Origin of the sequence: Streptococcus sp. KHUD_014 (genome assembly GCF_051106275.1) — a bacterium.
Taxonomy (GTDB): domain Bacteria; phylum Bacillota; class Bacilli; order Lactobacillales; family Streptococcaceae; genus Streptococcus.
This window is the reverse complement of the sequence record NZ_CP193666.1, coordinates 593,786-620,011: the sequence shown is the minus strand read 5'-3', so window position 1 is coordinate 620,011 and position 26,226 is coordinate 593,786. Positions and strand designations below refer to the sequence as shown.

Genomic DNA, 26,226 nt, shown 5'->3' with positions numbered 1-26,226 from the left:
TTTATTGGTACTTTTGTTTTAATAATTCCCAGATTTGATCTGTTGGCATTTCCTTGCCTGTCCATAACTCAAAAGCTTCAGCAGCTTGGTAAAGTAGCATGCCAAGGCCATTGATAGATTGATTCCCCTGACTTCTAGCCCATTTCAAAAATGGGGTTTCAAAGGGTTGATAAATCACATCAGCTACCAAAAGCTTCTCTGGTAAAACGATGCTGATCGGGATCGGCTGAGAGGAACCATCCATGCCCACACTAGTAGCATTGACCAAGAGGTCAGCTTGAGTGATACTGTCTTGAAGGTATTGAACATCCTCTAAGGCAAATAAATCTACTCTAAATCCAGTCGCATTCTGTATTTTTTCTAAGTAAAGTCTTGTTTTTTCCATGGATGACAAACGAACAAAGACAGAAACTTGACTGACTCCATCCAAGATTGCCTGTGCCAAAATTGCCTTGGCTGCACCGCCTGCACCTAACAAAACCATTTTTTCCCCTGATATTTTAAAAGAAGGCAAGCTCTTAAAGAATCCCTTGCCATCTGTGTTATATCCAATTAATGTTCCTTCTCGATTCACAACTGTATTAACTGCACCAATAAGACAAGCTTCCTCACTCAACTGATCCAGATAAGGAATCACTTGCTCCTTGTAGGGCATAGAAAGATTGATTCCATACATCTGATAGCGACGAATATTGGCAACTGTTTCTGCCAAGTCAGTAGCTTCTACTTCCCAAGCTAGATAAACACCATTGGTATGAGTTGCCTCAAAAGCACTATTATGAATGAAAGGAGAAATAGAATGTTTGATAGGATTTGCGACCACAGCTGCCAGACGTGTGTAGCCATTAATCTTCATTCAAAATCTCCCGAATTTTTACCATGTTGGAGAGCGAGATTTGTCCTGGTGCACTTGCTGCATCTAAACTTGCAAATGACCAACTTGAACCCGTCACATCAGAAGTGATACGAGAAACCTTACCAACTTTCCCCATAGAAATCGTCACATATTCTTGTTCTGGGTTGAGGGTTTTAAATCCTCGTGTGAAATTCATGAGGTCCAATACATCTTGTTCTGTATGAGCCATAACCGATACTTTAACCACTTTCGGAGTTAGACTGGTTAGCTCGGATAAGATTTCCATCATATTCTCTGGAGTTTCCTGGAAATTATGGTAACTCAAAACCAAATTTGGAAAATCTAGCATCTGCTCAAAAACATCTTTGTGAGTAAAATACTCAAAATCAAGGTATTCAGGTTGATAGAGTTGAGCCACATCCTTGATGATCTGAACATACTCTTCCGATGACAGGTCTATCTCTCCTCCTTCAGCACGTGTGCGCAAGGTAAAGAGAAGTTCGCGACCTGCAAACTTTTCAAAAATGGCAGGCGCCACCTGTAAAATAGCTTCTTTTGGTAGAAAATCAGCACGCCACTCAATGATATCTGCATCTATATAACGCATGGCATCAAGCCCTTGTGCTTCTTCTAAATTCTTTGGCATTACTGAAACGACTAATTTCATTTAGTTACCTTCATGCTAATCACCTTGAGGTAATTACTGCTTTCATCTTTTTTGTTATAGACAAAATCTGCTGGAAGTCCATATTTATTTAAAATCTGGTAACTTCTTCCTGCAAAACCTTTGTCGATTTGTTCGGTGAACTTTTGACGGGAAACATTGGCAGCATTGGTGCTAGCAATGATCATACCTCCCGGATTTAAAATCTCTAAACTTTGGGAAATCAACTTGTGATAATCCTTAGCTACAGAGAAGGTTTGTTTTTTATTACGAGCAAAGCTAGGCGGATCAAGAACGATGACATCGTAAGATAGCCCCTTACGCTTTGCATATTTAAAGTACTCAAACACATCCATGACAATGAAACGATGATGATCAAGTGTCAGTCCGTTGGCATGAAAATGAGCTTCTGACAGTTCTCTCGATCGCTTGGCTAAATCAACAGAGGTAGTTTCACTGGCACCTCCCATGGCAGCAGCTACTGAAAAGGCAGCCGTGTAGGAAAACATATTGAGCAGGGACTTGCCCATGGCTAGACCATCTACCAAACTACCACGGACTTCGTGTTGATCCAGAAAGATACCTGTCATAAGGCCATCATTCATGAAGACTTGATAGAGAACTCCATTTTCAAGAACCGTAAAATTATCTGGCGCTTCTTGACCATAGATATGAGCAGACTCAAAGTCTAGACCTTTAAAACGTATCTTTTCATAGGCACCCAAGACTTCAGGAAAGACCTGAACAAAGGCGGCTAGGATCTGTTGGCGAAGTTGATAAATATAGGAGTTATACCAAGAGAAAACAACATAATCCCCATAGAGGTCCAGAGTCATTCCACCAAAACCGTCGCCTTCTTGATTAAACAAGCGAAAGGCAGTTGTTAAATCATCTTGGTAGTAGGCATCACGTTTGGATTTAGCTTGAGTAAATAGGTTTTCAAAAAAGACTTGGTCAAAAGAAACTTTCTGATTCGTTACGAACCAACCAATCCCTTTATTTTGACGAGATAGATAAGCCTTACCCAAAAACTGTTTATCTTGACTAAATAGCTCGACTTCCTGGTCAGTTTCAGATAGATCAGGAATATCAACTTCCTCCAAAACTACCTGACTCTTATTTAGCTTTTTTTCAACACGTCGGCTGACGAATACTTTTTTCATAAATACTATTATAACAAATTTTGTGACAATTCACAAAATAGAAACCATTTACAGCTTTTATCCCATCACTCTTCATGACAAGAGCAGGATGTACATCTTTCTATAATTCTTTTATAATATTTCAATTTTTGCAGGTCTCTGCCCATTCTTCAAAAAATAGACAGAACATTCAAAGAGTTTAATTTTAGCGCAAACGTTTGCGCATTTGCTTGCTTTGTGGTAAAATGATTCTCAAATTGTTAAGTATGAGGACTATCTATGAAAAATCAAACCCTAATGCAATATTTTGAGTGGTACCTTCCCCACGATGGACAACACTGGACGCGACTTACCGATGATGCTGAGCACCTTGCAAATCTAGGAATTAGCCACGTCTGGATGCCACCTGCCTTTAAAGCTACCAACGAAAAAGATGTTGGTTATGGTGTCTATGACCTTTTTGACCTTGGAGAATTTAACCAAAAAGGAACTGTGCGTACCAAGTACGGTTTCAAAGAAGACTATCTTCAAGCCATTCAAACACTTAAATCACATGGGATTCAACCTATGGCTGACGTCGTCTTAAACCACAAGGCAGCTGCAGACCGTTTAGAATCCTTCCAGGTTATTGAAGTCGACCCAGAAGATCGCACAATTGAACTTGGAGAACCTTTTACCATCAATGGTTGGACAAACTTTACTTTTGATGGAAGACAAAACACCTACAATGATTTCCACTGGCACTGGTACCATTTCACTGGGACTGACTATGATGCTAAACGCCGTAAATCTGGAATCTATCTGATACAGGGAGACAACAAAGGCTGGGCTCATGAGGAATTAGTCGATAACGAAAATGGTAACTATGACTACCTCATGTATGCAGACTTAGATTTTAAGCATCCAGAAGTCATACAAAATATCTACGATTGGGCTGATTGGTTCATGGAAACGACTGGCGTAGCTGGTTTTCGTTTAGATGCTGTCAAGCATATCGACTCCTTCTTTATGCGGAATTTTATCCGTGACATGAAGGAAAAATATGGTCAAGATTTTTATGTTTTTGGTGAATTTTGGAATCCAGACAAAGAAGCCAACCTAGAATACCTCGATAAAATTGAAGAACGCTTTGATCTTGTCGATGTTCGTCTCCATATGAATCTCTTTGAAGCAAGCCAAGCTGGTGCAGACTATGATTTGCGTACCATCTTTAATGATAGTCTCGTTCAAATCAAGCCAGATAAGGCTGTAACCTTTGTCGAAAACCATGACACCCAACGAGGTCAAGCTCTGGAGTCTACTGTTGAAGAATGGTTTAAACCAGCAGCCTATGCTCTCATTCTTTTGCGTGAGCAGGGTCTACCATGTGTCTTTTATGGAGACTACTATGGGATTTCAGGACAGTATGCTCAGGAAGACTTCAAGGATGTCCTTGACCGTCTGCTTGCCATAAGAAAAGATTTGGCTTATGGAGAGCAGACTGACTACTTTGACGACCCTAATTGTATCGGTTGGGTTCGTTCAGGAGCTGAAAATCAATCACCACTTGCCATCGTGATTTCTAATGCTCAAGCAAACTCCAAAACTATGTTCGTCGGTCAAGAATGGGCTGGTCAATCCTTTGTTGATTTACTAGGAAATCATCTTGACCAAGTAACTATTAATGCTGAAGGTTATGGAGATTTCCCAGTTACAGAACGCTCTCTTAGTGTATGGGGACTGGCTAACTAATCAATTAATACTCTTCGAAAATCTCTTCAAACCACGTCAGCTTCCATCTGCAACCTCAAAACATTGTTTTGAGCAACCTGCGGCTCGCTTCCTAGTTTGCTCTTTAATTTTCATTGAGTATAAAACACACAAAAAATGCCCACAAGCTAGATTTTCTTTCTAGTCTGTAGGCATTTTTTCTATTATCAGTACTTAAATTTAGTCTTTCCAAAGGTCCATGGCATTTTTAAAATCAGATGAAACTTGAACATTTTGAGGATTAGTCGCTTCTCTCTCCTGACGCTTCGCCTCTACCTGAACTACACTCTTAACGCCTTCATGACGCCAGTTTCGTAGGATAGCCTGGATGTACTTCCAATTTGGTTTTCCATTTAAAACGGCTTCACGTAAGGCTTCTTTGATCAGGTCAGCACTGGTTCCGTCTTCTTTTAAACTCTTTTCTAAATCCTCAATTTCAAAAGGACTCAGGAGACGACCTAACTCTTGTTGGAAGGTTTCCACCAAGTCTTTCAAATCATTTTTAGCAGGTACAGCTTGGCTTGGTTCTTGTTTTTCAAAAAGCTGGTCCAAACGTTCTAAAGCAAGGGTCGCATCAAAAATAACTTCTATTTCTCCATTGAGTTCAATGGTACGATATTGGAGTAAGCCTTTTTCTGTCAATCTGGAAATCGCTTGATTGACTTCATAGACTTGCTTGCCTATTTTCTCAGCGATTTGACTTGGGGACAATTCCCCTAAAACTGTTGTATTTTGTAGGTAAAAGAATTGCCAAACTAAGAAATCATCGCTTGATGAGAAAAGTTGATTGTAGTTTAAGAGCAGAGCACTTGGTAAGACCAAGTTCCCTGATTTGAAAGCGTCTAAATATGTCATAATTCCTCTTATAAATATCCAAAATGAGAGACATCATCCTCCACACTCTTCCACTCAAAAGGCGTTTCTTGGTAAACTGCATAATTTACCCAGTTACTGAAAAAGAGAGCTGCTGAGGAACTCCAACGCATACAAGGAAGTTCATGGATGTCATCATTTTTGAAATAATTTTCTGGTATATGGGGATCTAAACCAGCATCTAGATCTCTAAAATATTCCTTGGCTAGCGTATCACGATCATACTCCAAATGCCCAAAGCTATAAACTTCTCTTAAATCTCGGCTTGCAAGGATAGAGATTCCCACCTCTTTTCCAGATGCTAAGATCTCTAAATTTGTTTTATTTACAATGTCTTCTTTGAGAATTTCTGTGTGACGAGAATGGGGAGACACATACAAATCATCAAAACCTCTCAGCAAAAGATGACCTTCTTTTAAAACATCCTGAGGATAAATTCCCGAAAGTTTTTGAGCCATCTGGTGTTTATCTACGCCGTAACGATAGTAGAGGCCAGCCTGTGCTCCCCAGCAAATATGCAGGGTTGAAAAGACATGAGTCTTTGACCAATCGATAACCTGAGTAAATTCCTCCCAATAGTCCACTTCTTCAAAAGGAAGATGTTCGACTGGTGCTCCTGTGATAATCAAGCCATCAAAATACTGGTCTTGAACTTCTGAAAAGGTCTTATAAAAAGTCTCCATATGTTCAGAACGAGTTGTTTTCGATTGGTGACTTTCCATATAGAGAAATTCAATATCCAACTGTAAGGGAGTATTAGCCAAATGCCTCAAGAGCTGGGTTTCCGTTACAATTTTTTGAGGCATCAGATTTAAAATCAGAATTTTTAGCGGGCGGATATCCTGATGAGCCGCTCGTTGGTCATCCATGACGAAAATATTTTCCGTTCGTAAAATCTCAACTGCTGGTAATTTTTTATCAATTCGAATCGGCATGGAAATCTCCTTACTCTATCAATACTGGACTCAGGTAAACATAGTATCGTCAACGGGAAAAATGCTGACTTTCTCTTTCCCTTTATTATACTGTAAGAAGATATAGTTTTCAATTATAGTTTTTCTCTAACTAGATATAGCTTATTTTTATATCAAATGAAGAGAAAACAGCCCTAGGGACTGTTTTTCATTAATAATGCATAAGCACCTTGTAGTCGTAATCTCCGATAGCTTCACGACCTTTAAGCTCATCAAGTTCGATCAAGAAGGCACAACCTGCCACGATTCCACCTAATTTTTCAATCATTTCGATGGTAGCCTTAACAGTACCACCTGTTGCCAAGAGGTCATCTACGATAAGAACACGTTGTCCTGGTTTGATAGCATCTGCGTGCATAGTCAAAGTATCAACACCATATTCTTTTTCATAGTCAGCTGAAACAACTTCACGTGGTAGTTTTCCAGGTTTGCGAACAGGCGCAAAACCGATTCCCAATTCAAAAGCGACTGGACATCCAACGATAAATCCACGCGCTTCTGGTCCAACAATCATATCGATTTTTTTGTCAGTAGCGTATTGGACGATTTCACGAACAGCATAGCTGTATGCATTACCATCAGCCATCAAGGGACTGATATCACGGAAGACAATTCCTTCCTTAGGGTAGTTTTCAATGGTTGCAATGTAATCTTTTAAGTTCATAGCATTTCTTTCTTTTAAAATTTTTACTCTCTATTATAACACATTTCTTAGAAAAGAGAAATAGAAAGAAGCCTTGACACTTGGTACAAGACTTCTCATTTTTTCCTTCAATTGTTGCTATTATTGACTGAATGAAGTTCTTACTTCTTTTTGCTTTTAGATTTGTGATTGCCTTGACGATTTTGTTGGATACGCCATTCTCTTTCAAAGTAGGTCATTGTTTCAAATACTCTGCCTGGTAAACCGACATCCAGTAAGTAGATTGGAATTTTTAAAACGTTAGAATGTTTAGCAACCGTAAATCTACTTCGTAGACGATTCCATAAAGAGTTGGGTTTTATAAAATCCTTGTCAAAAAAATGAACTTCAATAGTATAAAAATCCCTCGAACTACTACCACCCTTAATTCTCACAAGTGAAAATGTTTCTACTTGTCCCCAAGAATAAAACTGACTTTCTTTTTTTGGATGAGGCTTATAGGAAAAACCTTGCGCCGTACATTTTAAATACTCTTTATCTGATAGAAGAATCTGTATTCGTTCATACAAGAGCCATCCAACAATGATGATTAAGAATAAGACAAAGAGTCTTAATGCCACCAATCCCACAGGTGCCTCCTTGGGATAGGTCAGCATAAACGATAGGATCCAAAGCAGAAAAGCTAACTCAACTAAGCAGAGAAGAATAGTCCAGATGATTTTCTTACTGCTCCATTTGATGATTTTCTCTTCCATTAAGCCAACTCACTTAAATATTCATAGCGTTCATATTTTTCAAGCAAGGCTTCATTCTTCTCGTCTAATTCTTTCTGAAGAGTAGCTAGCTTCCCAAAGTCAGAGCCATTTGCCTGCATCTCTTCTTCAATCTCAGAAATACGGTTCTCCAAGTTTTCGATATCGCCTTCAATACTTGCCCACTCTTGCTTTTCTTGGTAGGTCATGCGTTTCTTTTCTTCACGGACTTTGACGACTTTTTCCTTCTCAGCCTTTTGAACTTGACTTGTCGCTTCTTCTTCGAAGGCCTTTTCATCCAGATAATCGGTATAGTGGCCAAAGAAGGGACGTATCGTGTCATTTTCAAAGGCAAGGATCTTAGTCGCCACCTTATCAAGGAAATAACGGTCGTGACTAACTGTCAAGACTGGACCTGCAAAACCTTGTAAGAAATTTTCCAAGACTGTCAAAGTCGCAATGTCTAAGTCATTGGTCGGCTCATCCAAGAGGAGAACATTTGGTTTTTCGAGGAGTAGTTTAAGGAGGTAAAGACGTTTCTTCTCTCCACCTGATAGCTTTTCAATCAAGGTGCCGTGTGTTGAACGTGGGAAAAGGAACTGTTCTAATAACTCCGCGATAGAGGTCGTAGAGCCACCACTGGTCTTAACCTCTTCTGCCACTTCTTGCAGGTAATTGATAACCCGCTTACTTTCATCTAAACCTTCGATTTGTTGAGAGAAATAAGCGATGCGAACCGTTTCCCCAATCACAACTTGACCTGCTGTCGGCTCAAGACTTCCTGCAATCAGATTGAGCAGAGTTGATTTTCCAACACCGTTGTCCCCAACAATTCCGATACGGTCTTTGGCTTGAACCAAAAGGTTAAAATGTTGCAGAATCTGTTTGTCGTCATAGGCAAAGGAAACATCCTTAAACTCGATGACCTTTTTACCGATACGGCTGGTTTCAAAATTCATGCTCAAGTCTGTCTCAACACTAGTATCAGAAACCTCCTTTTTCAAGTCATGGAATCGATTGATACGTGCTTGTTGCTTGGTTGCACGAGCCTGTGGTTGTCTGCGCATCCAGGCCAATTCCTGCTTATAAAGTTGCTCTTTTTTGTGAAGAAGAGCTGCATCGCGCTCATCCTGTTCAGCCTTGAGACGGACATAATCTTGGTAATTCCCCTGATATTCGGTCAATCCTGCTCGGTCCAACTCGAAAATTCTCGTCGAAAGCGCATCTAGGAAATAACGATCGTGGGTGATAAAGAGAACCGTTTTCTTGGAATTTTTCAAAAAGAGGGTCAGCCATTCAATGGTGGCAATATCCAAGTGGTTGGTTGGTTCATCCAAAAGCAAAAGATCGTGATTTCCTAACAGCACTTGGGCCAACTGAACCCGTCTTCGCAAACCACCTGACAGGGCTCCAACGGGAGTTGATAAATCCTGAATTCCCAACTTGCTGAGAACGGTCTTGACCTGACTCTCAATTTCCCAAGCTTGGAGAGAATCCATCTCCGCCATAACCCGTTCCAAACGGGCTTGCTTATCCTCACTGTAGTTGAGCATGAGCAATTCATACTCACGGATCAACTGTATTTCTTTCAAATCGCTCGATAGAACAGTATCCAAGACAGTCTTGCTATCATCAAAATCTGGGTCCTGAGTCAAGTAGCCAATCTGGTAATCATTTTTAGCTGAAAAAGGACTGACATCACCATCGAAACCTGAAGCCCCTGAAAGCACATCTAAAAGAGTCGTTTTCCCAGTTCCGTTGACACCAATGAGACCGATGCGATCCAAGTCATGGATAATAAAGGAAATATCCTTAAAGACAGTCTTGTCTCCAACGGATTTACTTAGTTTTTCAACAATAAAATCACTCATTTTTTCTCCCTCAAGTAGGCATGAATAGCTTCCAAATTATTTTCCAAATCTCCATCTACAATAGCATACTCAATCTCTGCTAAAATTTCTCCCATTTCTGGTCCTGGTTGATAGCCATATTCTTTGATCAAAATCCCACCATTGATTTGAATTTCTTTTTTATCATGGATGGTTAAGCTGTGGTAAGTCTCTTCGATAGCCTGTGGATTGACTTCTTTTCCTTGAGCCTGACGAAGATTTTCAGCCTGTAAAAGCAAATCTAGATCAAAACGGTAACAAGCACGTTTACCTAGTTCCCCTTCTTCTCGGAGAGCCAAAATAGACAGCAAATCCTGTACCTGCTTGGCAAATTGGCGTGAAGTCTTCCAATGTTTCAAAAATTGTTGAGCATCTTCCACTTCTAAAACCCATAAAAGTGCTGCCCAAGCTTGCTCAGAAGATTCAAAGGTAAAATCAGCATCTAAGTCAAATAAAGATTGGAGGTTCTCCTGACTGCCTACCATATCTGGCAGATAATCATAAGCTTGACTCTCAATCATAGATGATAAACCTACTCGCCAATAGGGAGCCAGTAAAAGCTTATCAAACTCGACAAAAGTGCGCTCCACAGAGATTTTATCTAAGAGTGGCGTCAAGGCCTTCATCGCTTCAAAGGTTTCTGATTCAAGTTCAAAACCAAGACTAGCTTGGAAACGAAAGCCACGCATGATGCGTAGCGCATCTTCATTGAAACGTTCACTAGCTACACCAACAGCTCGCAGAACCTGATTTTCTAAATCTTTGAGACCATCGAACAAATCGATGATTTCACCTGTCTCATCCAAGGCAAAGGCATTGACTGTGAAATCACGGCGCTTAAGGTCTTCTTCTAATGAGCGGACAAAGGAAACTGCACTAGGTCTACGATAGTTAACATAGACATCCTCCGTCCGAAAGGTGGTTACTTCGTACTCCTCATCCCCTTCTAAAACCAAGACGGTTCCATGTTCAATTCCGATATCAGCTGTACGTGGAAAAATATGTTTTGTTTCTTCTGGATAAGAAGAAGTCGCGATATCCACATCATGGATAGGACGATTGAGAAGGGCATCCCTTACAGAGCCTCCGACAAAATAGGCTTCAAATCCTGCTTCTTTAATTTTTTCTAATACTGGTAAAGCCTTCTGAAATTCAGAAGGCATTTGTGTTAATCTCATAATAAGTGTTCTAATCCATAGACAAGCTCATGACGCTTGACAACTTCTTTGATTCCCAAATTCACTCCTGTCATGAAGGAGCTACGATCATAGGAGTCATGACGTAGAGTCAATCCTTCTCCCTGATTTCCAAAAATAACTTCCTGATGGGCCACAAGACCTGGCAAGCGAACTGAGTGAATTCTCATACCATCAAAGTCCGCACCACGCGCACCGGATATGAGTTCTTCCTCATCACTGGCACCTTGTTGAATTGATTCTCGTACCTCTGCCATCAACTCAGCTGTTTTGATAGCTGTTCCACTCGGCGCATCCTTTTTCTTGTCATGGTGAAGTTCAATAATCTCCACGTTTGGGAAGTATTTTGCTGCTTGTGTCGCGAATTGCATGAGCAAGACGGCACCCAAGGCAAAGTTAGGAGCAATCAAGCCACCCAAGTCTTGGGAACGGGAAAAATCTTTTAGCTCTGCAATTTCTTGACTAGTAAAGCCTGTTGTACCAACCACTGGAGCAAAGCCATTTTCAAGAGCAAAGCGTGTATTCTCATAGGCAACAGCTGGTGTTGTAAAGTCCACCCATACATCTGCCTCAATACCTGCCAAGTCATTCTTATCATTGAATACTGGAATTCCCTGCCAGTCAGATGCAGACTCAAAAGGATCTAAAACCGCTACCAGTTCAAGTTCAGGATCAGACAAAACCATCTGACAAGCAGTCTGACCCATCTTGCCCTTAAAACCAGCAATAATTACTCGAATACTCATCTCAATCTCTACTCCTGTTTAAGATACAAAGGACGTTAGTTGCCCATGAAAAATAGGGAATGGCGCTGACTTTCCGCGAAAGGCAAGACAGGCATCTTTTTTCAAGAGGCAGATAGTCCGTGTTCAATTTTAAGATACAAAGCCTGTAAGAACACAAGGTGAAAATAGGAGATTTGGTCAAGGAGTGTACACTTCTTGGAAGAACTATCTTTTTCACACAGGGTTTCAGGCGTGTTGAATTTTTAGATACAAAGGACCTTAGTTGCCCCTAAAAAATAGTCTAGATTATGGGTGTATAGCCCAAAGCAATACTTCCTTCTCCCAGGTGAGTCCCAATAACACTACCGAAGGTTGCAATTGAAACATCTGTAGCCACTCCACCATCGATCAAAAGTTGACGTAGATCTGCTGCTTTTTGAGGAGCATTCCCGTGAATGACAGTAATCTGGTAATTCCCAATAGCTGTTGCTTCTTTAACAATTTCAACCAAGCGTTTGGTAGCCTTTTTCTCTGTACGAACCTTTTCATATACTTCTATCACACCTTGGTCATTGAAGTATAGGATTGGCTTGATACTAAGGAGATTCCCCAAAATTGCCGCACCATTTGAAAGACGTCCTCCCTTAACTAGATGGTCAAGATCATCCACCATGATAAAGGCTGAGGTATTTTCAATCTGTTCAGTTACTTTATCTAAGATAGACTCGAAACCATCTCCCTGTTCTGCCCATTTAAAGACACTCTCAGCCATGTATCCTAAAGGAGCACTTGTAATTCGAGTATCTGGAAAAGCAATGGTCAAACCTTCAAACTCATCCTTCATGTATTGGATATTTTGGTAAAACCCTGAAATTCCAGAAGATAGGAAAAGACCCAAGGCATGTGTGTAGCCTTTAGCTTTTAATGATGATAAAATTTCATCTAACTTGGCAATACTTGGTTGGCTCGTTTTTGGCAATTCGCTTGCTGAAGCCATTTTTTCATAAAATTCTTGAGCGGTTAGATTTACACCTTCAACATACTCCTGTCCATCGATATTCACAGGAATGTCTAGCACAAATAAATCTTCTTTCCGCAAGGTTTCCGCTTGTAGAAAAGCAGACGAGTCTGTTATGACCGCTAATTTCATTTCTTAAAACTCCAAATTAATTCCCGGTAAATCAAGGGCAATTTCTGTTACTTCGTAAGTCAAACGATTAAGCATATCCAAACATGGACGAGCTAGTGTCTCAACTTCTTCTTGGTTGAAATCACTTGGTTGGTCGACAATACGACCTTCAACATGATTGACTTGAGAAATCGTTCCACTAATGACAAATCTATCAAAGACAATCATAAAGCTCAAAACAACTACCAAAGAAGTAACTTGATTATCTTGATCATGCTGAAGCAACTGGAAGTTCACATCAACCTTAGTTTCAGGTGCTCCATTTTCATTTTCCCATTCAAAGTTACGCGCATCAAAGTGATACTGGCTGACAAATTCTTGTTCACGTTTTAAATTCATTTTCATCTCCATTTGTACAATTACAATATAGTTGCCATTGTACCATATTTTTTTATTTTCTGCTAGATTTACTAAATACCAATCTCAGTTTTAACAACTTGGGCAATAGTATCCACGTAGTAGTCCACTTCTGCTGTTGTAGGCGCTTCAGCCATCACTCGCAAGAGTGGTTCTGTTCCGCTCGGACGAACTAGGATGCGACCATTTCCTGCCATTTCTGCTTCCATCTTCTCGATAATGGCTTTGATAGCAGGAACTTCCATTGCCTTTTCTTTCATAGCATTTTCCACACGAATATTGACTAATTTTTGTGGGTAAATAGTCACTTCTGAAGCCAATTGAGACAAGCTATTGCCTGTTTCTTGCATGATCTTCGTCAATTGCACAGCTGATAACTGACCATCACCAGTTGTATTGTAGTCCATCAAGATAACGTGACCAGACTGCTCACCTCCGAGATTGTAGCCAGACTTTCTCATTTCTTCAACGACATAGCGGTCTCCAACAGCAGTGACTGCTTTATTAATACCTTCACGGTCCAAGGCCTTATGGAAACCAAGGTTAGACATAACGGTTGTTACGATCGTATTTTGAGCCAATTGACCTTTTTCAGAAAGGTATTTCCCGATGATGTACATAATCTTGTCACCATCAACGATTTCTCCATTTTCATCAACAGCAATCAAACGGTCACTATCCCCATCAAAGGCCAAACCGATAGCTGACCCGCTTTCTTTTACAAGTTCTTGCAAGGCTTCTGGATGAGTTGAACCAACGTTCAAGTTGATGTTAAGGCCATCTGGTGTTTCACCGATAACTGTTAATTGAGCACCTAGATCTGCAAAAATTTGACGGGCACTTGTAGAAGCTGCACCATTGGCTGTATCCAAGGCAACCCTCATTCCATCAAGAGGAGTTCCAGTTGAAACAAGGTAGGATTCATACTTACGCAATCCTTCTGGATAATCAACAACAGTACCTAAACCTTCAGCGCTTGGACGTGGAAGAGTATCTTCGCTGGCATCAAGCAAGGCTTCGATTTCTGCTTCCTTGTCATCGTCAAGTTTAAAGCCGTCACCACCAAAGAATTTAATACCGTTATCAAGGGCTGGGTTGTGACTAGCCGAAATCATAACACCTGCACTGGCTCCCTCAGTTTTAACCAAGTACGCTACTGCTGGTGTTGCAAGAACACCAAGTTTATAAACGTGAATTCCGACTGAAAGGAGTCCAGCAATCAAGGCAGCTTCAAGCATTTGACCTGAAATACGTGTGTCGCGTCCTACAAAAACTTTCGGCGCTTCAGTCGTATGTTGACTGAGGACATAACCTCCGAAACGACCAAGTTTAAAAGCCAATTCTGGCGTTAATTCTACGTTTGCTTCTCCACGGACTCCGTCCGTTCCAAAATATTTACCCATTTTTTATCCTTTTCTATTGTGTTTTATTAGTCTTTTTTTGAAGAGTCTGGCTTGGTTTCAGAACCACTTGAAGACGAATTGTCCGAAGATGAGCTTGTCGTTGAAGAGTTAGAACTACTTGCTGATCGAACTTGTTTCGTCGTTACTTTCATAGTTGTTTCATAGGGTGTAATGACCGTTGGTAAAACTGTTCCATTTTTATCAACTGCTTGAAGAGGCACAGAACCAGAGTAATTCCCTGAAATTTGCTCACTCGTTGGTAAAACAGCCACAATCTTATCAATCTTAGACAGGGTGTCAGCATCACTGGTAACTGAAACCCGTTGATCTGAAACTGTCACACTGTCAATGAGAATCCGTTCATCAATCTGACTGGAATCAATTTGTGGAACAACTGGTAGATTGTCCCGTGTTACCTTTTTCCCAATTTTAACAGTAATTTTCTGTGGCGTTGCGATAGCTGTTAAGCCACTGGGAAGATTTTCAATGCTTAGAGGAACTTCTATCGTCCCTTCGGTAGCTTGCGTTAGGTCTGCCTTGACGGTAAACTTACGGGTGCTTTCTTGCATCTCACTAGCCAAGGTCACTCGATTAGATCCACTCAAGAAGACTGTCACTTCTGAACTAAAACCACTAATAAAGTACTGATCGCTGTCATATTGGATATCAATCGGTACATTTAAGACTGTATTGGTATAGGTCTCTGTCCTAGTTGTTCTAGCATTATTCGTATTTTGATAATTGATAGAGGTAGCATAGATAAATAGCACACAGGCAAAGAGGAGCGAGGAAATGATATATAAACTATTTTTTTTCATTCTTCCAACCTCCAAATATACGTTCCGTTAAACTTGGCTCTTGTGAATTTTCTGGAATAAGAATACGACGTAGTTCTCCTTCAAACTCTTCAATTGTCAAACCATGCTTAAAGACACCATTATGGGTTATTGAAATACCCCCAGTTTCCTCTGAAACTACAAAAGTAAGCGCATCTGAGACTTCAGACAAGCCAATGGCTGCCCGATGTCGCGTTCCAAATTCTTTTGAAATACCTGTATTTTCCGTCAATGGTAGATAGGCAGAAGTTACGGCTAGGCGATCCCCTTTAATAATCACTGCTCCATCATGTAAAGGTGTGTTTGGGATGAAGATGTTGATCAAAAGTTCTGCTGATATCTTAGCATCTAGAGAAATCCCCGTTGCAATATACTCCTGCAAGGTCCTGACTCGCTGTACAGCTACTAAGGCTCCAATCTTTCTCGGGCTCATGTATTCGACTGCTTTGACAAATGCCTGAATCATCTGTTCTTCTGAACTGATGGGTGTACTTGAAAAGAAGTCTGTTGCACGCCCCAATCGTTCCAAGCCTGTCCGAATCTCTGGAGAAAAGATGACAACTGCTGCAATAACCCCATAAGTAATCAATTGATTGATCAACCAGGAAATGGTTGTCAAGCCTAGAGTGTTGGCGATAATCTGAGCTAGAATAAAGACCAAAACCCCACGAACTAAAATCATAATTTTAGTTCCTGCAATTGATTTTGTAAACTGATATAAGAAATATGCAACAATTAGAATATCAATCACATTTATCGCAATACTCCAAGGACTGGAAAACAAACTAGACCAGTATTGAAGATTAGATAATTGCTGAAAATTCATTCTAGGCCTCCTCTCCATAAAAAAACTTCTCTTCATTATATCATTTTCTATGAAAATTTTCTTCATCCTACTTCATTTTACATTAGCAGAAAATATGATAGAATAAGAAAATAGAAATTATTAAGGAGAAATCATGTCTGAATTATTTGATATTACCATTGTAGGAGGTGGTCCTGTCGGTCTCTTCGCAGCCTTCTATTCTCATCTGCGCCAGGCCAAGGTCCAAATCATCGACTCTCTTCCTCAACTAGGGGGGCAACCTGCCATCCTTTATCCTGAAAAACAAATTCTTGATGTCCCAGGTTTTCCAAACCTTACAGGGGAGGAATTGACTAGTCGCTTGTTAGAACAATTAGAAGGTTTTGATACCCCTGTTCACCTCAATGAAACTGTCCTAGATATAGTAAAAAACGAGGACCATTTTACTATTACTACCAATAAAGGAAGTCACCTGACTAAAACGGTCATTATCGCTATGGGTGGTGGTGCCTTTAAACCTCGTCCACTAGAATTAGAAGGCGTGGAAGGCTATGACAATATCCACTACCACGTTTCGAATATTCAACAATATGCTGGTAAGAAGGTAACCGTCCTGGGTGGTGGTGACTCAGCCGTTGACTGGGCTTTAGCTTTTGAGAAGATTGCTCCAACAACACTTGTGCACCGTCGCGATAACTTCCGTGCTCTTGAGCATAGCGTCCAAGCCTTGCAAGAGTCTTCTGTGACTATCAAAACACCTTTTGTGCCAAGTCAGCTTCTTGGAGATGGAAAAACTTTAGACAAGCTTGAAATAACAAAAGTTAAATCCGAGGAGACAGAAAGCATTGAGTTGGACCACCTCTTTGTCAACTATGGCTTTAAATCTTCTGTCGGTAATCTTAAAAATTGGGGATTAGACCTTAACCGCCACAAGATTATCGTAAACAGCAAGCAAGAATCCAACCAAGCTGGAATTTACGCTATTGGTGACTGCTGCTACTATGAGGGTAAGATTGACTTGATTGCGACAGGTCTTGGAGAAGCACCAACTGCTGTCAATAATGCCATTAACTACATTGACCCAGAACAAAAAGTTCAACCAAAACACTCAACAAGTTTATAAGAAAAAAACCACGGATCCTAGGATTCGTGGTTTTAGAGTTCTTGAGCGCTTTGATGCAATCTTTCTGCTCTCGTATATCGTATTTATCTTTAGTATTGGTCAGCTTGATTATGTTCTCAGTTGCTTTCTGATTGCCTTTTACAACTTGCTGAAAGATTGCAAAGGCTAGTAACGCCTCATTGTTGCCAGCCATACCTATTTCTTCAAGTTGTTTCTTGATTTTACTATCCGTCACATCCAAAGATAAGAGGGTTTCAAATGCTTTATTAGATCACCTTTTTTTCTTCTAGCTATGCCAGACGCTTTTCCTCCTTTTGAGCTAATAGCTCTTATTTCATCTTTGCTTCGTTCTGTAACTGGTATTAAATTTTTAGTCCCATCTCTAGGCAATTTTAAACATCCTTTCAAACAAAAAATCAGAAGCATTTTATACTTATGATTTCATTGCATATAGTAAAAAAGGGGATGTTTTACATTATTCCTAATAACTTTTCGATTTTGTTAAGCAAATCTCTATATTTTGAGTTTTCATTTTCGTTATTGATAAGATATTCGTTTGCAACGATGTTTAATGACTGATATAGTCCACCCATAATCCCAGATTGTTCATTAGTCAACTCATCTTGCTCTAAGTACTTATCATAATACATCTTGCAATTATCATATATACGCTCATTCAACTTATTATAAAGATTAGTCATTTTCTATTGTACCTATCTACAGTTCGTCTGCTATTTTATTTATCTTTCTCAGTCTGTGGTTTACACCACTCTTGGTCATGGGATTACTGAGACTATCTGCTAATCGTTGGATAGAGTAATCAGGGTGCTGGATCCTCAGACGGGCGACTTCCTGCAAATCTGCTGGAAGATTATCCAAGCCAATTCTATCTTTGATTTTACTGATATTGTTGATGGTTTTCATGCTTGCTGAAACCGTCCGAGCAATATTAGCCGTCTCTGCATTATTAGCACGATTGAGATCATTACGGGTTTCACGTAAAATTTTGATGCCTTCGAAAATATCACGCGCCTGCATAGCTCCAATAACTATAAGAAAGTCCATGATATCCTCAGCACGCTGAAGATAGGTCACTGCACCTTTTTTTCGTTCAATCACCTTGGCATCCAACAAGAAATGCTGAAGAAGCGCCGCAATCCCTTGGGCATGGTCCAGATAGACTGAGCTGATCTCAAGCTGGTATTTACCAGAGTCTGGATCCCGAATACTTCCGTTTGCCAAAAAGGCTCCACAGAGATAGGCACGACCTGCTTCCTCATCTGCTAGAATTTCAGGCGCAATACCAGTCTCTAATCCAAAGAAGGAGTCTGCCAAGTGCAAATCACTGAGTAGTTCTTGGACTCGCTCATCCGTAAAAACAGTATAGACTCGATTTTTACGAAGATTACTCCTCTGATGATGGCGAATCTCCGACTTGATACCATAGAAGTGTAAGAAAGATTCATAGAGATGGCGAGCAAGCTTAGCGTTTTCTGTAATAACGGACAAGGTCAAGCCAGAGCTCGATAAACCAATACTACCTGACATCTTGATAATTGCTGATAACTCATAACGGCTCAGATGGTGTTGACCTAGGATTTCTTCTTTTACTGCTACTGTGAAGCTCATTTTCTCACCTGTATAATGCGCATCAATTCATCAACAATTAAATCTCCATCGTGGAAGGCACCACCATTTTCCAAACGAAGGAAATTAGACGAAATCACACGGGGAACTTGTTGATGCAGTCCCTCAAAATCATGCTCAACCTGTACTAAATACTCATCAAATCGGTTGGTATCCATATAATCCCTCGGAACCTTCTCGATATTGACGAGTACTGTATCAATAAATGGTCTACCCAAATGACGATGCAAGACTTCTACGTGATCACTATCTGTGAAATGCTCGGTCTCTCCACGCTGGGTCATGATATTGCAGACATAGGCAATTTCAGCCTTGGTTTCCAGAAGCGCCTGACCAATTTCTTCAATAACAATATTAGGCAAAATCGAAGTAAAGAGTGAACCTGGTCCCAAGACAATCATATCACTTTCGAGAATAGTGTTAACCACCCGGCGGCTAGCTTCAGGTTTCTCATCATCAAGCGTATTAGTGACGTAAACATGATCAATCATGCCTGGATGATCAGCAATGTGACTCTCGCCAGCTACCTCTGTCCCATCTTTAAAGACAGCATGGAGTGTCAAAGGATGGTCACTTGATGGGAAAATCTTCCCTGTAGTATGGAAGAATTTACTCAGCAATTGCATGGCATTATAGGTCGAACCCTGCATTTCAGATAATCCAGCTATGATAATGTTTCCTAATGGATGACCAGCAAAAGCACCTGCATCCTCTGAAAAACGGTATTGAAAGACCTTTTCATAGAATTTTGGCATATCTGACATGGCTACAAGGACATTACGCAAATCACCTGGTGGTGTTAACTGTTGAATGTTTTTACGAAGTTCACCTGAAGAACCTCCATCATCAGCAACAGTTACAATCGCTGCGATCTCGACATCCTTTTCCCTTAAACTTTTTAAGATAACGGGGATTCCAGTTCCCCCACCAATCACCGTAATTTTGGGTTTTCTCATGAACGGTTTACCGTTTCCTTTCTTCGATCTTTATCACGATGACTTTCATTTACTGGCCAATTTTTAGACAAATCATTTGCTAAACGCTTGGCAAAGGCAACACTTCGGTGTTGACCACCAGTACAACCAACTGCAATGGTTAAGACAGATTTACCCTCTTTTTTATAGCCTGGTAAAATTGGTTCAATCAAGGCCAACAAATGAGTATAAAAGTTTTCGGATTCCTCATGTTTCATGACATAATCGTAAACAGCTTGGTCTGCACCTGTTTGATTACGAAGTTCTGGCAGATAGTAAGGATTTGGGAGGAAACGAACATCAAAAACTAAGTCAGCATCAATTGGAATACCGTATTTAAATCCGAAAGACATAACCTCAATACGGAAGGACTGAGCCTGTTCTTGATCTGAAAACTGCTCTGCAATAGTCTTACGGAGTTCACGGGGAGTTAACTCTGTCGTGTCTACCACGTTTTGGCTCATATTTTTTAATGGTGCCAAGAGTTCCCGTTCCAACTTGATTCCGTCCAAGATACGACCATCTGCTGCCAGAGGGTGACTTCTTCTAGTCTCCTTATAGCGTGCCACCAATTCCTTATCAGCCGCATCCAAAAAGAGGATTTTAAAGTCTAAATCATCTTGATTTTCCAATTCATCCAAGACAGCCTGAATCTCTGAGAAGAAAGAACGGCTACGCATGTCCACTACCAAAGCTAATTTGTGGTCATCATCCTTAGTCTCAACCAACTGCAAAAATTTTGGTAAGAGGGCTGGTGGCATATTATCAATGGTAAAGTAGCCTAAATCTTCGAAGGATTGAATAGCTACAGTTTTCCCTGCACCACTCATACCTGTCACAATTACCAGGTGAAGTTGTTTCTTTGTCATCTTTGTCTCCTTATATCAAAAGAAGTTTGGAAGAACCAAACTTCAAATAACTCACCCAATCTCTGCGATGACTTCAATTTCTATTTTTACATCGCGAGGAAGACGAGCTACTTCTACAGCTGAACGAACTGGAAATTCCTTATTAAAGGCTGTTTGGTACACCTCATTGAAAGGTACAAAGTCGTTCATATCGCTCAAGAAGCAAGTTGTTTTGACAACGTGATCAAAGTCCGTTCCCGCTTCTGCCAAAATAGCACCAATGTTTTTCAAGACTTGTTCTGTCTGTTCTTGGATGGTCTCTCCTACAATCTCCCCAGTTTCAGGCGAAAGAGGAACTTGCCCGCTAGCAAATAAAAGATTACCAACGATTTTCCCTTGAACATAGGGTCCGATTGCTTTTGGAGCTTTATCTGTATGAATTGTTTTTGCCATTTGTATTCCTCACAATTTTTCTAAAATAGCATCCCAAGCTTGATCCATTCCTGCTTTTGTTACGGATGAAAAGAGGATAAAATCATCGCTTGGATCAAAATTTAATTTCTTTTTAATAGCTGATTCGTGCTTGTTCCATTTACCACGCGGAATCTTGTCTGCCTTGGTCGCCACAATGATGACAGGAATCTCATAATATTTAAGAAATTCGTACATCTGTACATCATCTGCCGTCGGATCATGACGAAGGTCAACAAGACTGACAACTGCTCGAAGATTTTCTCGAGTGGTTAAGTACTCCTCAATCATGCGTCCCCACTTTTCGCGTTCCTTTTTGGACACACGGGCATAACCGTAACCAGGCACATCTACAAAACGCATCTTATCATCAATATTAAAGAAATTAAGTAGTTGTGTTTTCCCTGGTTTTCCAGAGGTACGAGCAAGATTTTTACGATTGAGCATGGTATTGATAAAGCTTGACTTCCCAACATTTGAGCGACCTGCAAGAGCAATCTCAGGAAGGTCATCCTGCGGATAGTGAGATTTGTTAGCTGCACTCAGCAAAATCTCAGCATTGTATGTATTGATTTCCATAGTCACCTCTAGGCTGTCTCTAGAATTGGCTTAGCTGTTCCATCAACTGCTTCTTTTGTGATACGAACAGTTTTCACATTTTCTTGACTTGGAACTTCAAACATAACATCTAGCATGGTTTCTTCGATGATTGAGCGAAGACCACGCGCACCAGTCTTACGTTCAATAGCTTTGTTAGCGATCTCTTGGAGAGCCTCATCGTCAAATTCAAGCTCCACATCGTCATATGAAAGCAAGGTCTGGTATTGTTTAACCAAGGCATTTCTTGGCTCTTTCAAAATGCGAACCAAGTCATCTACTGTCAACTGCTCCAAGGCTGCAAAGACAGGCAAGCGTCCAATTAATTCAGGAATAATACCGAATTTCTGAATATCTTCTGCAATGATTTCTTGCATGTATGAGCTGTTTTCGTCAATAGCCTTGCTATTTTGTCCGAAACCGATAACTTTTTCACCAAGACGCTGTTTGACAATTTCTTCGATTCCATCAAAGGCACCACCCACGATGAAGAGGATATTCTTGGTGTCTACTTGAATCATTTCTTGTTGTGGATGTTTGCGTCCACCTTGTGGAGGAACACTTGCTACTGTACCTTCGATAATCTTGAGGAGGGCTTGTTGCACACCTTCACCAGATACATCACGCGTGATGGATACGTTCTCGCTCTTCTTGGCAATCTTGTCAATCTCATCAACGTAGATAATCCCACGCTCTGCACGTTCAATGTTAAAGTCAGCTGCCTGCAAGAGTTTGAGGAGGATATTTTCAACGTCCTCACCCACATAACCAGCTTCAGTAAGAGCTGTTGCATCAGCAATGGCAAATGGTACATTCAAACTTCTAGCAAGAGTCTGAGCAAGGAAAGTCTTCCCTGATCCAGTTGGGCCAATCATTAGAATGTTTGACTTTTGCAAATCCACATCTTCAGTCTCTTCACGAGTGTCATGGAAATTGATGCGTTTGTAGTGGTTATATACAGCCACTGCCAGAGCACGTTTGGCACGATCTTGACCAATCACATAGTGGTTCAAAATATTTAGGAGTTCGATTGGTTTTGGTACCTCAGACAAGTCCGCCAAAACTTCCTCAGCCAACTCCTCACGAATAATTTCCTGAGCCAACTCCACACATTCATTACAGATAAAGGCATTGTTCCCAGCAATTATTTTTTTAACTTCTTCTTGGCTTTTGCCACAAAATGAGCAATAAACCATCATATCATTTTTCCTATTTGTAGGCATGATTCCCTTCCGTTCTAACTATTCATTCTATCTAAAATAAGGTCATATAAAAAGCATGAATGCTATTCACCAAGTTTGTGAAAGCATTTAGCCAAAGCAGAGTAGCAAGTCCAAAGCGCTTTTTACGAAAAGCGTGTGTTCCAGCTACAAGACAGACAGCACACAAAAGAGCTGTAAAAAATCCAAAAATACTACGCTCCATTAGACTTCCTTTCTCTTTCTATATTCGATGGTAAAATCATAGACATTTTTCTCATCTTTGGAATAAGATTTGCTTGAAACAGTCTCAAAAGCAGTCAAGTCAAAATCTTCTGGGAAATAGGTATCCCCTTCAACTTGAGCATGAATTTGTGTCACAATAATCTCATCGAGATAAGGTTCAAAAAGCTGAAAAATCTGTTTACCACCAAGGATATAGAGATTCTTAGCCTGATGATGATACCAGTCTAAAACATCCTCAACATTTTGGAAAACCAGAGCACCCTCAATTGACTCTTCAGGATTGCGCGTCAAAATCAAGGTCTCACGTCCTGGAAGCAAACGTCGACCCATCCCATCAAAGGTTACACGACCCATTAAAATGGCATGATTCAAGGTTGTTTCTTTAAAATGTTTTAACTCTGCTGGCAAATGCCAAGGTAAACGATCCTCTTTTCCGATTACACCCTTTTCATCTTGAGCCCAAATGGCTACGATTTTCTTTGTCATGCTTTCATCCTTTTCATTGATAGTTCTATTTTATCAAAAAACTTCAAAAAAGACTGTTTTGGAATGCCCTCCTGAATAGAAAAAATCCGTAGAAAACTTCTACGGATTTTTAGAAAAATACAGTATCTTACAAACCAGGTGTTTGTCCTAATTCTGCTGCAAGCATCCAGACTGTTTTTTCAAGATCTGCCTTAGCACCAACGAAGATATCATTGGTTACATCATCACCTTCTTCATCTGTTACATCCAAAGCTTTTTGGAAAAGAGTGATAAGGTAACGATAAATTTCAAGGACACGTTCCAAACTTTCTTCTACGTTACGGAATTCTCCAATTCCTTCTTCGATTTCACTGTGTTGAAGGAATTCTGTCAAAGTAGAGTATGGTTTGCCACCAAGTGTAATCAAGCGTTCACTGATTTCATCAAGGTAAGCATCTAGACTATCCATGTATTCATCCATCTTAGGATGCCATACCATGAATCCACGTCCACGCATGTACCAATGTACTTGATGAAGAGCGATATGTGCTACGTACAAGTCAGCTACGGCTTGATTCAAAACTTCCTTTGTATTTACTAGCGCTTCTGGCGCTGATTTAGATAATGTTGTTACGTCTTTTAAAGCATCTTTTTTCAATTCAACCATATTTATTACCTCTTTTCATTTTTTATAGCCACTTTATCAGTGGTTATAGTATAAGTATACTACTCTCCTAATACGATATCAAGGAAAGTGTACTATCTGAGAAAAGTCTTAATAGACTGATAATTTAAGAATAGGAAACTGTAATTTTTAGTTGTTTTCTGTGTCTTTACCAGAAAATTGACTTTGATAAAGATCATAATAGAAACCTTTTGCAGCCAAAAGACTTTCATGATTTCCCTGTTCGATTATCTGTCCATCTTTAAGTACCAAAATTTTGTCAGCTTCCTGAATAGTGGAAAGTCGATGGGCGATAACAAAGCTTGTTCTCCCCTTCATCAAACGTTTCATGGCCTTTTGAATCAAGAGTTCTAAACGAGTATCGACTGATGAGGTCGCTTCGTCTAAAATTAAGATTGTAGGATCCGCCAAGAGAGCACGCGCGATAGTTAACAACTGTTTTTGCCCAAGAGAAATATTACTTGACTCTTGGTTCATTTCCATGTTATAGCCACCAGGAAGGGTGCGGATAAAGTGGTCAACATTGGCCGCCTTAGCAGCTTCAACGATTTCTTCATCTGTTGCATCCAGATTTCCAAAGCGAAGATTTTCCTTGATACTGCCTTCATAGAGCCAGGCATCCTGTAGGACCATCCCAAACTGTCGACGATAGTCCTGACGAGACAAGTCACGAATATCTTGGCCATCCACTAAAATGGCACCAGCTGTCACATCGTAAAAACGCATGAGAAGGTTAATCAAGGTTGTTTTCCCTGCTCCGGTAGGTCCAACGATAGCTACCATCTCTCCAGGTTCAACATCTAAATTAAAATTGCGAATCAATGGTTTGTTTTCCACATATTGGAAATCGACATTTTTGAAACTAACTTGACCTGTCAATGGTGCTAGTTCTTTCACTTCAGCAGTTTGAACTTCTTCCTGTTCATCTAAAACTTCGAAGACACGATCAAGCGAAGACTTAGCACTTTGCATTTGCCCAGCTAATTGAGTAATGTTTTGGATTGGTTGACTGACCTGCCACACATACTGAACGAAGGCCTGCATATTACCAATCGTCAAATGCCCTGCAATAACCTGCAATCCACCTAATACTGCAACAATCAGGTAGGTTAAATCAGATACGATGTGAAGGGCAGGCATCATCAAACCTGAAATAAAGCTCGCCTTAAATCCGACTTGTTGCAATTCATCCGTAATCTTTTCAAATCTCTCTTGAGAGTTTTCTTCGCGTCCGAAAAGTTTTAAAACATTGAAACCTGTCAAGTTTTCCTGTACAAATCCATTCATACGTCCCAATATAGCTGCCTGCTGTTTAAAGTATGGCTGCGAACGATTTAGAATTGTTTTGGCTCCAAAATAAGTCACTGGAATCGACAAGATAACAATGATAGCCAACTGAAGATTTAGATAGAGGACCATACCCATAACAAAAATAATGGTAAAGACTGCATTAACAATCTGTAAGAAGGATTGTTGGAGTGCATTAGATACGGTCTCTACATCACTAGTAAAACGTCCCAGCAAATCTCCAAATTGGTGCTTGTCAAAGTAAGACACAGGGATGCGGTTGATTTTTTCGCTCATTTCATTTCGCAAATCCTGTATCATAGACTGGACAGCATTGGTCATGAAATAGTTTGAGTAATAAGAACCCAACTCATAGAAAAGCCCACGCAAGAGATAAATCACTAGAATTACTGCGATATAGCTAGTATTAATACCTGCTCCTGCAACACCATTTGCCATGGCAAGGAGGTTGCTGGTTAACTCAGTGATAGCAAGCCCCAATATGAATGGCTCGATAACACTCATTATGACGCTGACTATTTTCAAGAAGACTGCAAAGAAAACAGAGAAACGGTAGGCTTTTAAATAACTCCATAGACGAGCTAGGCTAGATTGTTGTTTCATCCTTTAC

Annotated in this window: 28 protein-coding genes and 1 pseudogene; 2 read left to right on the top strand and 27 right to left on the bottom strand. The window is 40.3% G+C overall.

Annotated features, from left to right (window positions below):
* Position 1 precedes the first annotated feature (1 nt).
* The 3 genes from ACORHT_RS03060 to ACORHT_RS03050 are packed head-to-tail and all read right to left on the bottom strand — an operon-like array spanning position 2 to position 2,683.
* Positions 2–856 carry a shikimate dehydrogenase gene (locus ACORHT_RS03060; RefSeq protein ID WP_075229864.1) on the bottom strand — a complete coding sequence of 285 codons (855 nt, stop codon included), beginning with the start codon at positions 854–856 and terminating at the stop codon, positions 2–4.
* The gene (gene aroD / locus ACORHT_RS03055; RefSeq protein ID WP_414316472.1) at positions 846–1,523 is read right to left on the bottom strand and encodes a type I 3-dehydroquinate dehydratase; all 678 of its coding nucleotides are present in this window, start codon (positions 1,521–1,523) and stop codon (positions 846–848) included. The genes ACORHT_RS03060 and aroD overlap by 11 nt, the downstream gene beginning before the upstream one ends.
* Positions 1,520–2,683 (bottom strand): class I SAM-dependent methyltransferase, encoded by a 1,164-nt coding sequence (locus tag ACORHT_RS03050; protein WP_434350569.1) that lies wholly within the window; start codon positions 2,681–2,683, stop codon positions 1,520–1,522. Before ACORHT_RS03050 ends, aroD begins: the two co-directional genes overlap by 4 nt.
* A 258-nt stretch (positions 2,684–2,941) precedes the next feature.
* Here ACORHT_RS03050 and ACORHT_RS03045 point away from each other — a divergent pair, with 258 nt between their 5' ends.
* Positions 2,942–4,393 carry an alpha-amylase gene (locus ACORHT_RS03045; RefSeq protein ID WP_434350568.1) on the top strand — a complete coding sequence of 484 codons (1,452 nt, stop codon included), beginning with the start codon at positions 2,942–2,944 and terminating at the stop codon, positions 4,391–4,393.
* A 198-nt stretch (positions 4,394–4,591) separates the two neighbouring features.
* On the opposite strand, the gene ACORHT_RS03040 is transcribed toward ACORHT_RS03045, so the two are convergent.
* The 12 genes from ACORHT_RS03040 to cdaA form a co-directional block, all read right to left on the bottom strand.
* Positions 4,592–5,266 (bottom strand): DnaD domain-containing protein, encoded by a 675-nt coding sequence (locus tag ACORHT_RS03040; RefSeq protein WP_434350567.1) that lies wholly within the window; start codon positions 5,264–5,266, stop codon positions 4,592–4,594.
* A gap of 8 nt (positions 5,267–5,274) precedes the next feature.
* A complete protein-coding gene (gene metA, locus ACORHT_RS03035) occupies positions 5,275–6,219 on the bottom strand; it encodes a homoserine O-acetyltransferase MetA (RefSeq protein ID WP_075229869.1) in 945 nt (314 codons plus the stop codon).
* A gap of 190 nt (positions 6,220–6,409) precedes the next feature.
* Positions 6,410–6,922 (bottom strand): adenine phosphoribosyltransferase, encoded by a 513-nt coding sequence (locus ACORHT_RS03030; protein ID WP_075229870.1) that lies wholly within the window; start codon positions 6,920–6,922, stop codon positions 6,410–6,412.
* Positions 6,923–7,062: 140 nt separating this feature from the next.
* Entirely contained in the window at positions 7,063–7,656 is a 594-nt protein-coding gene (locus tag ACORHT_RS03025; protein ID WP_434350566.1) for a hypothetical protein, read from the bottom strand.
* The gene (locus ACORHT_RS03020) at positions 7,656–9,524 is read right to left on the bottom strand and encodes an ABC-F family ATP-binding cassette domain-containing protein (protein WP_434350565.1); all 1,869 of its coding nucleotides are present in this window, start codon (positions 9,522–9,524) and stop codon (positions 7,656–7,658) included. The genes ACORHT_RS03025 and ACORHT_RS03020 overlap by 1 nt, the downstream gene beginning before the upstream one ends.
* Positions 9,521–10,720, bottom strand: a complete 1,200-nt coding sequence (locus ACORHT_RS03015) for a CCA tRNA nucleotidyltransferase (protein ID WP_434350564.1) — start codon at positions 10,718–10,720, stop codon at positions 9,521–9,523. Before ACORHT_RS03015 ends, ACORHT_RS03020 begins: the two co-directional genes overlap by 4 nt.
* Entirely contained in the window at positions 10,717–11,484 is a 768-nt protein-coding gene (gene dapB / locus ACORHT_RS03010; protein WP_434350563.1) for a 4-hydroxy-tetrahydrodipicolinate reductase, read from the bottom strand. The genes ACORHT_RS03015 and dapB overlap by 4 nt, the downstream gene beginning before the upstream one ends.
* A gap of 280 nt (positions 11,485–11,764) precedes the next feature.
* Positions 11,765–12,613 carry a DegV family protein gene (locus ACORHT_RS03005; RefSeq protein WP_000762149.1) on the bottom strand — a complete coding sequence of 283 codons (849 nt, stop codon included), beginning with the start codon at positions 12,611–12,613 and terminating at the stop codon, positions 11,765–11,767.
* Positions 12,614–12,616: 3 nt separating this feature from the next.
* Entirely contained in the window at positions 12,617–12,991 is a 375-nt protein-coding gene (locus ACORHT_RS03000; protein WP_001050083.1) for a DUF1149 family protein, read from the bottom strand.
* 71 nt (positions 12,992–13,062) lie between these two features.
* Complete coding sequence (glmM, locus tag ACORHT_RS02995; protein ID WP_434350562.1) at positions 13,063–14,412, bottom strand: phosphoglucosamine mutase; 1,350 nt, start codon at positions 14,410–14,412, stop codon at positions 13,063–13,065.
* A gap of 26 nt (positions 14,413–14,438) precedes the next feature.
* Entirely contained in the window at positions 14,439–15,230 is a 792-nt protein-coding gene (locus tag ACORHT_RS02990) for a CdaR family protein (RefSeq protein WP_434350561.1), read from the bottom strand.
* Entirely contained in the window at positions 15,217–16,074 is an 858-nt protein-coding gene (gene cdaA / locus ACORHT_RS02985; RefSeq protein WP_414321111.1) for a diadenylate cyclase CdaA, read from the bottom strand. Before cdaA ends, ACORHT_RS02990 begins: the two co-directional genes overlap by 14 nt.
* A 133-nt stretch (positions 16,075–16,207) precedes the next feature.
* Between cdaA and ACORHT_RS02980 the strand changes: the two genes are divergently transcribed.
* Entirely contained in the window at positions 16,208–17,176 is a 969-nt protein-coding gene (locus ACORHT_RS02980; protein ID WP_434350560.1) for an NAD(P)/FAD-dependent oxidoreductase, read from the top strand.
* Between the two features lie 40 nt (positions 17,177–17,216).
* Here ACORHT_RS02980 and ACORHT_RS02975 read toward each other — a convergent pair.
* From ACORHT_RS02975 to ACORHT_RS02920, 12 genes and pseudogenes are all read right to left on the bottom strand, one after another.
* Positions 17,217–17,566 (bottom strand): annotated as a pseudogene (locus tag ACORHT_RS02975) (stress-induced protein); the annotation flags it as partial.
* Between the two features lie 80 nt (positions 17,567–17,646).
* Positions 17,647–17,877, bottom strand: a complete 231-nt coding sequence (locus tag ACORHT_RS02970; RefSeq protein ID WP_414321109.1) for a hypothetical protein — start codon at positions 17,875–17,877, stop codon at positions 17,647–17,649.
* 16 nt (positions 17,878–17,893) lie between these two features.
* On the bottom strand, positions 17,894–18,805 hold the full coding sequence (gene whiA, locus ACORHT_RS02965) for a DNA-binding protein WhiA (RefSeq protein ID WP_434350559.1): 912 nt from the start codon (positions 18,803–18,805) through the stop codon (positions 17,894–17,896).
* Positions 18,802–19,779, bottom strand: coding sequence for a YvcK family protein (locus ACORHT_RS02960; protein ID WP_434350558.1), 978 nt, complete (start codon positions 19,777–19,779; stop codon positions 18,802–18,804). The genes whiA and ACORHT_RS02960 overlap by 4 nt, the downstream gene beginning before the upstream one ends.
* On the bottom strand, positions 19,776–20,666 hold the full coding sequence (gene rapZ, locus ACORHT_RS02955; RefSeq protein ID WP_434350557.1) for an RNase adapter RapZ: 891 nt from the start codon (positions 20,664–20,666) through the stop codon (positions 19,776–19,778). Before rapZ ends, ACORHT_RS02960 begins: the two co-directional genes overlap by 4 nt.
* 51 nt (positions 20,667–20,717) lie before the next feature.
* A complete protein-coding gene (locus ACORHT_RS02950; RefSeq protein ID WP_434350556.1) occupies positions 20,718–21,098 on the bottom strand; it encodes a RidA family protein in 381 nt (126 codons plus the stop codon).
* 9 nt (positions 21,099–21,107) lie between these two features.
* On the bottom strand, positions 21,108–21,695 hold the full coding sequence (gene yihA, locus ACORHT_RS02945) for a ribosome biogenesis GTP-binding protein YihA/YsxC (RefSeq protein WP_434350555.1): 588 nt from the start codon (positions 21,693–21,695) through the stop codon (positions 21,108–21,110).
* An 8-nt stretch (positions 21,696–21,703) separates the two neighbouring features.
* Positions 21,704–22,936 (bottom strand): ATP-dependent Clp protease ATP-binding subunit ClpX, encoded by a 1,233-nt coding sequence (gene clpX / locus ACORHT_RS02940; protein ID WP_223333495.1) that lies wholly within the window; start codon positions 22,934–22,936, stop codon positions 21,704–21,706.
* A gap of 31 nt (positions 22,937–22,967) precedes the next feature.
* Positions 22,968–23,138 carry a hypothetical protein gene (locus ACORHT_RS02935; protein ID WP_000442255.1) on the bottom strand — a complete coding sequence of 57 codons (171 nt, stop codon included), beginning with the start codon at positions 23,136–23,138 and terminating at the stop codon, positions 22,968–22,970.
* Positions 23,138–23,644 (bottom strand): dihydrofolate reductase, encoded by a 507-nt coding sequence (locus ACORHT_RS02930; protein ID WP_434350554.1) that lies wholly within the window; start codon positions 23,642–23,644, stop codon positions 23,138–23,140. The genes ACORHT_RS02935 and ACORHT_RS02930 overlap by 1 nt, the downstream gene beginning before the upstream one ends.
* Before the next feature lie 127 nt (positions 23,645–23,771).
* Positions 23,772–24,290, bottom strand: coding sequence for a Dps family protein (locus ACORHT_RS02925; protein ID WP_006151429.1), 519 nt, complete (start codon positions 24,288–24,290; stop codon positions 23,772–23,774).
* Between the two features lie 147 nt (positions 24,291–24,437).
* Positions 24,438–26,219 (bottom strand): ABC transporter ATP-binding protein, encoded by a 1,782-nt coding sequence (locus ACORHT_RS02920; protein ID WP_434350553.1) that lies wholly within the window; start codon positions 26,217–26,219, stop codon positions 24,438–24,440.
* Positions 26,220–26,226 lie beyond the last annotated feature (7 nt).

Bases quoted from the DNA above. Each gene is read 5' to 3' on its own strand.
- ACORHT_RS03040 (WP_434350567.1), bottom strand. From the start codon at position 5,266: ATGACATATTTAGACGCTTTCAAATCAGGGAACTTGGTCTTACCAAGT.
- ACORHT_RS02920 (WP_434350553.1), bottom strand. From the start codon at position 26,219: ATGAAACAACAATCTAGCCTAGCTCGTCTATGGAGTTATTTAAAAGCC.
- dapB (WP_434350563.1), bottom strand. From the start codon at position 11,484: ATGAGTATTCGAGTAATTATTGCTGGTTTTAAGGGCAAGATGGGTCAG.
- ACORHT_RS02990 (WP_434350561.1), bottom strand. From the start codon at position 15,230: ATGAAAAAAAATAGTTTATATATCATTTCCTCGCTCCTCTTTGCCTGT.
- ACORHT_RS02960 (WP_434350558.1), bottom strand. From the start codon at position 19,779: ATGAGAAAACCCAAAATTACGGTGATTGGTGGGGGAACTGGAATCCCC.
- ACORHT_RS03005 (WP_000762149.1), bottom strand. From the start codon at position 12,613: ATGAAATTAGCGGTCATAACAGACTCGTCTGCTTTTCTACAAGCGGAA.
- ACORHT_RS02950 (WP_434350556.1), bottom strand. From the start codon at position 21,098: ATGGCAAAAACAATTCATACAGATAAAGCTCCAAAAGCAATCGGACCC.
- ACORHT_RS03000 (WP_001050083.1), bottom strand. From the start codon at position 12,991: ATGAATTTAAAACGTGAACAAGAATTTGTCAGCCAGTATCACTTTGAT.
- metA (WP_075229869.1), bottom strand. From the start codon at position 6,219: ATGCCGATTCGAATTGATAAAAAATTACCAGCAGTTGAGATTTTACGA.
- ACORHT_RS03030 (WP_075229870.1), bottom strand. From the start codon at position 6,922: ATGAACTTAAAAGATTACATTGCAACCATTGAAAACTACCCTAAGGAA.
- aroD (WP_414316472.1), bottom strand. From the start codon at position 1,523: ATGAAATTAGTCGTTTCAGTAATGCCAAAGAATTTAGAAGAAGCACAA.
- ACORHT_RS03020 (WP_434350565.1), bottom strand. From the start codon at position 9,524: ATGAGTGATTTTATTGTTGAAAAACTAAGTAAATCCGTTGGAGACAAG.
- cdaA (WP_414321111.1), bottom strand. From the start codon at position 16,074: ATGAATTTTCAGCAATTATCTAATCTTCAATACTGGTCTAGTTTGTTT.
- glmM (WP_434350562.1), bottom strand. From the start codon at position 14,412: ATGGGTAAATATTTTGGAACGGACGGAGTCCGTGGAGAAGCAAACGTA.
- ACORHT_RS03045 (WP_434350568.1), top strand. From the start codon at position 2,942: ATGAAAAATCAAACCCTAATGCAATATTTTGAGTGGTACCTTCCCCAC.
- rapZ (WP_434350557.1), bottom strand. From the start codon at position 20,666: ATGACAAAGAAACAACTTCACCTGGTAATTGTGACAGGTATGAGTGGT.
- ACORHT_RS03015 (WP_434350564.1), bottom strand. From the start codon at position 10,720: ATGAGATTAACACAAATGCCTTCTGAATTTCAGAAGGCTTTACCAGTA.
- yihA (WP_434350555.1), bottom strand. From the start codon at position 21,695: ATGGAAATCAATACATACAATGCTGAGATTTTGCTGAGTGCAGCTAAC.
- ACORHT_RS02980 (WP_434350560.1), top strand. From the start codon at position 16,208: ATGTCTGAATTATTTGATATTACCATTGTAGGAGGTGGTCCTGTCGGT.
- ACORHT_RS02970 (WP_414321109.1), bottom strand. From the start codon at position 17,877: ATGACTAATCTTTATAATAAGTTGAATGAGCGTATATATGATAATTGC.
- ACORHT_RS03025 (WP_434350566.1), bottom strand. From the start codon at position 7,656: ATGGAAGAGAAAATCATCAAATGGAGCAGTAAGAAAATCATCTGGACT.
- ACORHT_RS02930 (WP_434350554.1), bottom strand. From the start codon at position 23,644: ATGACAAAGAAAATCGTAGCCATTTGGGCTCAAGATGAAAAGGGTGTA.
- whiA (WP_434350559.1), bottom strand. From the start codon at position 18,805: ATGAGCTTCACAGTAGCAGTAAAAGAAGAAATCCTAGGTCAACACCAT.
- ACORHT_RS02935 (WP_000442255.1), bottom strand. From the start codon at position 23,138: ATGGAGCGTAGTATTTTTGGATTTTTTACAGCTCTTTTGTGTGCTGTC.
- ACORHT_RS03050 (WP_434350569.1), bottom strand. From the start codon at position 2,683: ATGAAAAAAGTATTCGTCAGCCGACGTGTTGAAAAAAAGCTAAATAAG.
- ACORHT_RS03060 (WP_075229864.1), bottom strand. From the start codon at position 856: ATGAAGATTAATGGCTACACACGTCTGGCAGCTGTGGTCGCAAATCCT.
- clpX (WP_223333495.1), bottom strand. From the start codon at position 22,936: ATGCCTACAAATAGGAAAAATGATATGATGGTTTATTGCTCATTTTGT.
- ACORHT_RS02925 (WP_006151429.1), bottom strand. From the start codon at position 24,290: ATGGTTGAATTGAAAAAAGATGCTTTAAAAGACGTAACAACATTATCT.